This window comes from Haloferax sp. s1 (assembly GCF_058382125.1).
Window position 1 is genome coordinate 1 of record NZ_JBZRPK010000507.1, and the last position, 6,131, is coordinate 6,131.

Annotated in this window: 7 protein-coding genes and 1 pseudogene; all 8 read right to left on the reverse strand. The window is 58.5% G+C overall.

All coding sequences use genetic code 11. The annotated features are described in order from the left end of the window. Window positions 1–266 precede the first annotated feature (266 nt). Entirely contained in the window at window positions 267–437 is a 171-nt protein-coding gene (locus QT222_RS08165) for a hypothetical protein (protein ID WP_169330963.1), read from the reverse strand. A gap of 659 nt (window positions 438–1,096) precedes the next feature. Then, window positions 1,097–1,318 (reverse strand): annotated as a pseudogene (locus tag QT222_RS08170) (exonuclease V subunit beta); the annotation flags it as partial. 84 nt (window positions 1,319–1,402) lie between these two features. Beyond that, window positions 1,403–1,729, reverse strand: a complete 327-nt coding sequence (locus QT222_RS08175; protein ID WP_004061023.1) for a NifU family protein — start codon at window positions 1,727–1,729, stop codon at window positions 1,403–1,405. A 307-nt stretch (window positions 1,730–2,036) separates the two neighbouring features. Beyond that, complete coding sequence (locus QT222_RS08180; protein ID WP_014732753.1) at window positions 2,037–2,459, reverse strand: metal-dependent transcriptional regulator; 423 nt, start codon at window positions 2,457–2,459, stop codon at window positions 2,037–2,039. Between the two features lie 158 nt (window positions 2,460–2,617). Next, entirely contained in the window at window positions 2,618–3,007 is a 390-nt protein-coding gene (locus QT222_RS08185) for a DUF7260 family protein (RefSeq protein ID WP_491476877.1), read from the reverse strand. Between the two features lies 1 nt (window position 3,008). Beyond that, window positions 3,009–3,167, reverse strand: coding sequence for a hypothetical protein (locus QT222_RS08190; RefSeq protein WP_004061020.1), 159 nt, complete (start codon window positions 3,165–3,167; stop codon window positions 3,009–3,011). A 2-nt stretch (window positions 3,168–3,169) separates the two neighbouring features. Beyond that, on the reverse strand, window positions 3,170–4,393 hold the full coding sequence (locus QT222_RS08195; protein ID WP_491476878.1) for an ABC transporter substrate-binding protein: 1,224 nt from the start codon (window positions 4,391–4,393) through the stop codon (window positions 3,170–3,172). A gap of 375 nt (window positions 4,394–4,768) precedes the next feature. Then, window positions 4,769–5,785 (reverse strand): hypothetical protein, encoded by a 1,017-nt coding sequence (locus QT222_RS08200; protein ID WP_491476879.1) that lies wholly within the window; start codon window positions 5,783–5,785, stop codon window positions 4,769–4,771. Between the last annotated feature and the right edge of the window lie 346 nt (window positions 5,786–6,131).

Here is a 6,131-nt window from a genome sequence, read left to right on the forward strand (position 1 = left end):
AAACGAGCATTTCCTCCCATGTCTGCTCTTCCTTCTCGTTGTGTTTGGTATCTCGCTCCTCGGGGCGTAATTGGCATGGCACACCCGCGCCCGCCCGGGCGGTCGCCCGCTTACAGCTCTCGTCCTCGCAACTGCATGGTGGTCGCTTTCCTACGCAGTCGGCCGATCAGCGAGGTATCCCCACCCGTTGCCGACGTGTTCGACCCGCAGCCAGACTCACCGACGCGCGCTGAAATCACACTCTCCGATACCGAAGGCGAGTCGCACTACGAGATTCGGATACTGCCATTGAGACGAGAGGACGCGACCAGAGAGCGGGGAGACGAACCCTCCCGAGCGGAGTTCTGGTAGAAGACACCGACCGGAACGCGCTCATCTCGAACCCCGCGCTCAGTGAGGACCTCATCGGTTCGCACACCGACGACGTGCGCGACCATGGGGTTCGACCCTCTCTCTGAAAAACTGCAGGACTTGCTGGCCAATCCGGCCGAAGTCGTCGCCCAGTCCGAAGCGATACTTGAGCGGCGCGAACGGCTGTCTTGGATTACACCGGGATATCTGTCGAGACTTCACATATAGATTGTCAGTAAAAACCCAATTCTCGATACATAAAATCATAATTTGAAAACGTATATTGAATATGTTTACAGAATTTGTATACAGTATTCGTGAATCAGTCCAGCGTATACCACACCAACCATAGACGCAACGACACTGTCACGTCGCAGTAGCAACTTCAACAAAATCTAGGGAAACGGGAAGAGAAACGAGACCGGTTGTCACAACCTGCATAACTATTTCTTCGCCAACGCGGTTCGTAGTCCCCCAGAGTACGTCAGACGAACACTGGTTGAGAAACCACTAAGTAGACAGTGCCGATGGGACGACTTCTAACACGTACTCGGGTACGCCGGCATCGGACTCGTGATTCTCATCTTCGGGACGGCAACCGCCAACTACCTCACATAGGAACCGGCACATCGGAATTCGTCGGGCTCGTCGGTTTAATTGATTATGGGGGGCGCTTGCATCGTTACTCACGTGGGGCTCCCTGCGCAAACTCAGTGTCTACCGCGTCATCAGCGATGTCTGGTTAACTCGCCGGTGAGGACCCGTTCTCGTCGAAAGCGAGCCGTAGTGTTCGAGTGAGTCGATGAACTCGGGAGTAAGCAGTGGTTCACGGTGCTGACACCATACATCTAGATGATATCTCCAAGCTGCGCGAGGTCGTGTCGTGGCGTTCCTGCTCGTTGAGACACCACTCGCTGTTCGTGAGGTCCTTGAGTTCACGGTACAAGTGACTGAGCGACGCCGAGTCGGTTCTGACCACGTCCGGACTGGTCAGTCTGTCGCATGTCGGGACGAGAGCGACGGAGTCAAGCCTCGTCGTCCGGACGGTCGCTTAGAATGGGGGGTTGTAGTCTTCGTACTCGTCCATGTCCTCCATCTCATCAGTCTTCGAGGGCATCACCGCAGTACGCTGACCGCCGGAGCGGACGACTTCGACATCTTCGAGACCAGTGACGCTCTCGGGGAGTCGGCGTTCGATGGCCTTCATCGTCATCGGGGCGATGCCACAGCCCGAACAGGCACCGCCGATCGCGACGGTCGCGGTCCCTTCTTCCTCATTGATGTCTCGAACCTCGAAGTTACCACCGTGTTGCTGGATTTGCGGGACGTTGTTGTTCAAATAGTTACGCGCCTGACGTTCAAGTCCTTCTGTGCTCATAGCAACTATTCATATTCTCTTAACTATCATAAAGCTGTTGTTTTAAGGGGTCCTAAAATAGCTCTACTCAGAATTTCTAATCCCTGAATCTCTCATTCTGTATATCGTCCTACTTGTTTGCTGGCAATTTTTCGTACTGCCTAAAAGCTAGATTGTATCCCGGGGTTCGCTTATTCGTACATAGGTCGAACCACTGAAGGGTCTCGCCCGTTCATTCCTCGCGTGTTCCACTGCAGGCACAGTTTATCCATGCCATTCTTGCCGTGGGATTTTGTCAAGGTGGCTCGAACTGAGAGACGGCGTCCCGTTAGCAAGACTCGTCCTCGTTGACTGTAGGCGCTGGTTCATCGAATTCGGGTGTGGCCGTTCCCTCGGTGTCACAGGGGAGCGTGGCTGCGAGCCGCTTCGCAACCGTCGGACTGACCAGCCCGGCCAGTTCCATCGCCTCCGTCTCGTAGTCATCGAGTTCCAGCACGCCCCGGAAAAACCACGAGACGGTCACGTACGTCTCGTGCAACTGTGCGGTGTGCTTGCGTCCTGACTCAGTCAGCGTCACACCGTCGTAGGGCTCGTAGGACACGAGCCCATCGTCCGCGAGTCGCTGGAACATCTCTGTCGATGCTGCTGGAGACCTGTCTAGCATCTCCGCGACGACACCAAGCGGAATAGGCGGGTCGCGCCGGTGTTGTGCGATGTAGAGTGCCAGGAGATACTGTGGTGCCCCACTCATCGTGTCTCAGAAGATTTCTTTGTGTCGTCTGTGTCGCTAGGTGCAGTCGAATCACCGATTGGTGCCTCGTCAGTGGGCGTCTCATCGAGCTCGAAGGGCGCTGCATACATCCATGCCCGCAGTCGAGCGCGCTTGTGTCGGGGACTATCGTCCATGAGTTAGACTCTCCTGACCAGCTGTCGCCGTACTGCTTGCTGACAACCCACACAGGTATCGTCGAGCCGAGCGCCTGTCGCCAACACCGGATAACCCCTCGGGGAATCTACCGGAAAGCCCTGGGAGATGTACGGGACTAGACTCCAGTGGCTGATGCCGACACCTACACCGTAGTTCGTCGCGCCGTCAAGGAACGACTGGCGCTGGTCTGCAACGTCCTCACACCGAGCGCGATACGCTGTGAGCGTCTCGTGACGACGTTGCAGTTCCTCGAACCCGAGTTCGGTCAGCAGAGTCTCGTCCACCGTGGCGCTCCGCCCGAAAATATCCTTGACGACAGCTACAGCTGCTCCCAACTTCGAGGCTTCCCAATCAAGTACGCGGCCCGGCATCTCAGTCTCCGCTCGTCACCGTCGACGCGGCCGTCTCCGTTGAGCCGCTGCCACCGGTACAGTCCGTGAGCAGGCCGCCGCCGACGAGTGCACCGCTGTATTTCACGTACTCTTTGTGTGTCGGTGTGTCAGTCGTATCGCCGCCGTTCGCGTCCGTCATGGTCAGAACTCTCCGTCGATTATCGAACGCACTCGCTGTCGGTCGAACAGTTGATTCGTATCGGGAACTTCCGGGAACGACTCGGGATCGAATGTGCCGAACTCGTCGGGGTAGAGCTGCTGGGCGACCATCTCGGTCTGGAGGAGGTTGGTCAAGGGACCTTGCGACCCGAACGCACCGGGGTACACGTCGCCGTTTTGCACGGCCGTCAGCTGGCTCCCGACCGCGTGCTCTTCCATTGGCGTGACATATTGCTCGCGGAACGCGGACGGAGAGAACCCGGTCCCGTCACCAGTCGTGCCGATACCCCAGTGGACAATCAGCATCTCGGGGTCGACCTCGAGGAGGTGCTCGTAGTCGATTCTCCCGTTTTCTACGAGATCCGCGGTGAAGGCGCTTCCCACGTCCAGGTCGCGGTAGGGCTTCGTCTCGACGCCCTCCGTCTGAGTTCGCATCGGGTAGAAGGTTCCCTTGCTGGGGTTCGAAGCACTGTTGAGCAGCCCTACCGTCGGGCGCTCGCCTCGGGCTGGGAGCCGCGACTGAATCTCGCTCTGGACCTGCTGGTGGACCTCTACCAGCGCTTCGTAGCGCTCGCGCTCTTGGAAGCAGTCAGCCAGCCGCTCGAAAGCCTCATACAGCGAGTATAGCTTGTAGTCGTGCCACTCGCGACGCCGGAGGAAGTTGTTCCCGAAGAACGGGGCGACTTCCTCGCGGATCTCTTCGGTATCCGATTCGCTCCAGGACCCATCCCAGCCCGTCTTGTGCATATAGTTGGGGTCCATCAAAATGACATCAGGGTCATTCTCGTAGAAGATCTCCTTATCCCAGTTGGTCGCCGATAGCGTGGCGGTCTCGGACTCCGGCGGGACGTCAAGACCGAACGGGTCGAACATGAACCCAGGGATCATGTTCGTCGCCGTCAGGAACCCATCGCGCTGCCCGAGCGCGAACGCCATGTCCGCCCACTCCCCGTTGTTGACGATATAGGTCTCTGGGACCTCGTTGAATTCGACACAGCCGACCGGCTCAATGCACGCCTCGTAGGTCGTAAGAGTGGCTGTCTCCGTAGCTGTCGCGGTGTCGGTGGGGGCCTCGTCGGCGGTAGACGTCGACTGGCTACCCTCGCCAGTACACCCGGCGAGGAGACCACCGCCGATGGCTGCGCCGCTATACTTGACGTACTCTCGCCGTGTTGGTCCCTTGCGTTCCGTGGCGTCGTCTGCCATATGTTTTAGGCAACCCTAAAAATTTAAAAAACCTCCGGTGTTTAGGCGACCCTAAATCAGTCCCCAGGCTACTCTCTCGGGTCATCCGCCTGCTCGCCGAACTCCCGGGAAGGTCGTCTATCTCCCGGCCTGTACCCCCAGAGGTTCGCCTACAGGCTGTCGGCGGCGAGCAGTTCCTGGTCTTAGAGATGCACACAACCGCGAAGACGGCCATCTCCGACAGCGCGAGCCGGACCTTCTCGGCGGACATACCTAACGACGTGGCGGTGCTCTCGCCGCGTCGGTGTCTTGTGCCCGGTGGCGTCGTCTGCCATGCGTTTTAGGCACGCCTAATAATATAAGAAACTTCTCACTTTTAAGCCAAAATTCTGATGGCTACTGTGGGGCCCCACAACGCGGACACATCGGTGGCCTGCCGTCCGGCAAGTCGAGTCCACAGTGTGGACACTCGTTGTCGCCGTCAGGGGCTGTAATCTCCCCGGCGATATCGGCTGTCCCGCTACGAATCGATTCGACAGTCCCGAGACCTTCTGGAGCCGCTCCAGAGTGGTGACAGTCTTGGGACACTCGTCGAGCGAACCGCACGCGGTCGGCTAGGAATGACGGCATTTCGTCGTCCACCGAATCGATTCGGTCGAGATCAGGGACCGTATCGACCCCCACGTCCGACCGCGCTAGCATAGCGAACGCTTCCGCCGTCCGCCCCTGAACGTATGGACTCTCGTCGGTCAGCCGATTCCCGAGCGCATCCGCTGCCTCGGATAACCGCTCCGTGTGCTCACAGCCAATGACCACGAGAGCCGTGCAGATGTGATACCGGACGAGTTCGCTCTCGTCATCGAGATGCTCTGCCAGTGACGTGACCTGATGCCGGAGCCGGTCCGGATTACCCAGTGCGACGTACTCTATGGCCTTGGCCAGTTTCTCCTTGACTTCGGGTTCATCGAACGACAGCCCGACCCGGAGGTCCGCCAGTATCTCCGGCTCACTGACCTCCTTGGGGTGTTCGAGCGCGACGTATCCCAGTGTTTCGGCACTGCGAGCTCGAACGTAGTAGAACTCTTCATTGTCGGCGAGGCGAGCCGCGAGTGATTCAACGGCTGGTAGGACGACACCAGGCTCCGACTGCGCTAGCGTGACGAACAACTTGGCGGTCGTCAGCCTGACTGCCCGCTCATCGTCGTTTAGGAACGTCGCGAGTGCAACGGCGAGTCCGTCGAAAGAACTCTGGCACTCCTCGGCCAAGCCCCGAAGCGCCCGCAGGACACGCTTGCGTGCGTCGGCGTCGGCCGCGTTGAGTCGGTCTAGACACGCCACTGCCTCCTCGTGGTCCTCACCAGCAACGAGGTTAATCAGGCGGTCGGGTGACGGCGGCTGGCCAGAGTCGGTCATCAGGACGTTCGGTACGTATCCGTATGCTGCCGTTAGTAATTATAATCCGGTGGTTCGGAAACTCGTTCAGTGGCCGGAACCAAACGCCGTCCGATGAGTGGAACGGCAACCACGAGTACTACAGCCTGTGGGAGCAGTTCGAGAAGGTCGCCCGCGTGTTCCAAGAGACGGAGCGTACGAGGCGCTGGCCAACGTCCGTGCCGACGTACGACGACGGACCGTACCCCGAGTTCACAGCCGACAACCGCTCATACACATACAGAACCGCTGAAAAGGTAGGTTACCGGCGTGAGCCGACGAACTCCAATGAAAGCAAACTAGAGTTACGCTTCACCCAGCAAAAAAA

What these genes read in the sequence shown, in the direction of transcription:
- QT222_RS08165 (WP_169330963.1), bottom strand. Translation starts at nt 437, where the DNA reads ATGGTCGCGCACGTCGTCGGTGTGCGAACCGATGAGGTCCTCACTGAG.
- QT222_RS08180 (WP_014732753.1), bottom strand. Translation starts at nt 2,459, where the DNA reads ATGAGTGGGGCACCACAGTATCTCCTGGCACTCTACATCGCACAACAC.
- QT222_RS08185 (WP_491476877.1), bottom strand. Translation starts at nt 3,007, where the DNA reads ATGCCGGGCCGCGTACTTGATTGGGAAGCCTCGAAGTTGGGAGCAGCT.
- QT222_RS08175 (WP_004061023.1), bottom strand. Translation starts at nt 1,729, where the DNA reads ATGAGCACAGAAGGACTTGAACGTCAGGCGCGTAACTATTTGAACAAC.
- QT222_RS08195 (WP_491476878.1), bottom strand. Translation starts at nt 4,393, where the DNA reads ATGGCAGACGACGCCACGGAACGCAAGGGACCAACACGGCGAGAGTAC.
- QT222_RS08200 (WP_491476879.1), bottom strand. Translation starts at nt 5,785, where the DNA reads ATGACCGACTCTGGCCAGCCGCCGTCACCCGACCGCCTGATTAACCTC.
- QT222_RS08190 (WP_004061020.1), bottom strand. Translation starts at nt 3,167, where the DNA reads ATGACGGACGCGAACGGCGGCGATACGACTGACACACCGACACACAAA.